Annotated in this window: 1 protein-coding gene; it reads right to left on the bottom strand. The window is 47.3% G+C overall.

Annotation, left to right across the window (positions count from 1 at the left end; all coding sequences use genetic code 11):
• Positions 1-54 precede the first annotated feature (54 nt).
• Positions 55-1,251 carry an IS256 family transposase gene (locus D3A97_RS24695; RefSeq protein WP_119081243.1) on the bottom strand — a complete coding sequence of 399 codons (1,197 nt, stop codon included), beginning with the start codon at positions 1,249-1,251 and terminating at the stop codon, positions 55-57.
• Positions 1,252-1,335 lie beyond the last annotated feature (84 nt).

Genomic DNA, 1,335 nt, shown 5'->3' with positions numbered 1-1,335 from the left:
GGGACTATCTCAGTAACTGTGTAAGTTTTCAAAAATCGGAGTTCGTAGCAGGATCTATATCCTGATCCTGCTTTCAAAAATAGTTAAAAACTGGTCCAGGACAATGCCCCAGTTCCTTATTGGCATTGTCCATTTTTTTGTCACCTCCCGTAAGGCCAGGTAGACGGACTTGAGAACCGCCTCATCAGTAGGGAAAGAGAGTTTGTTCTTTGTGTATTTTCTGATCTTGCCATTAAGGTTTTCGATCAGGTTGGTGGTATAGATGATCTGGCGGATTTCGATAGGGAAGTCGAAGAATACGGTCAGCTCTTCCCAGTTGTCCTTCCAACTTTTGATCGCATAGCCGTATTTGCTGCCCCATTTACCCTCAAAACTCTGCAGGGCGGCTTGGGCAGCTTGCCGGGTAGGCGCAGCATAAATATCCCTCATATCCCGCGTAAATTCACGTTTGTCTTTCCAGACCACATACCGGCAGCTGTTACGGATCTGGTGGACTACGCAGATTTGGGTGGCAGAATGAGGGAATACCGTCCGGATGGTCTGAGTGAAGCCACCCAGGTTATCAGTAGCGGTGATCAGGATATCCTCCACTCCCCGGGCCTTCAGATCTGTCAGTACGGTCATCCAGTAAGCCGCAGATTCGTTTTTACCCAACCACATGCCCAACACCTCCTTATAGCCGTCTTTGCGAAGGCCTACAGCTATATAAACCGTTTTATTGACCACTTTACTGTTCTCCCTCACCTTGAATACGATCCCGTCCATCCACACGATCAGGTAAACAGCCTCCAGGGGACGGTTCTGCCAGGCGACGATGTCCTCTGCCACCCGCGAGGTGATCCGGCTGATGGTAGCGGTAGACACCTCAAATTTGTAAACATCCTTTATTTGTTCCTCTATATCACTGACACTCATGCCTTTGGCATACAGCGACACGATCACTTCCTCGATACCTTCCACCATGCTTTCCCGCTTGGGAACGATCATGGGATTGAAACTGGCATCCCGGTCACGCGGCACCCTGATTTCTGATTCCCCGTAACTGGTCTTGATTTTCTTTTTCCCATACCCATTGCGGGCATTCTTGCCATCACTCTGCTCATTCTTCTCATATCCCAAATGCCCGTCCAATTCGCCTTCCAGCATCTTTTCAATCGCCCTTTTCTGTATTTGGCCCAGAAAATCGCTAAGTTGCTGGCCCGTCTTAAATTGCTTCAAAAAATCGTCTGATAAAAATTCCTCTGCTTTCATTGTCTGTATAAAGTTTAAAAATAAAAAAATCGGAGCGCTTTGAACTCCGATTTTCTACGTTTACACAGTTTTTGGGATAGTGTC

The organism is Chitinophaga alhagiae, from assembly GCF_003568665.1.
In the GTDB taxonomy this organism is placed as follows: Bacteria; Bacteroidota; Bacteroidia; order Chitinophagales; family Chitinophagaceae; genus Chitinophaga; species Chitinophaga alhagiae.
Note: the sequence above shows the minus strand (reverse complement) of the source record. Positions and strands in the feature narration are given on the sequence as shown.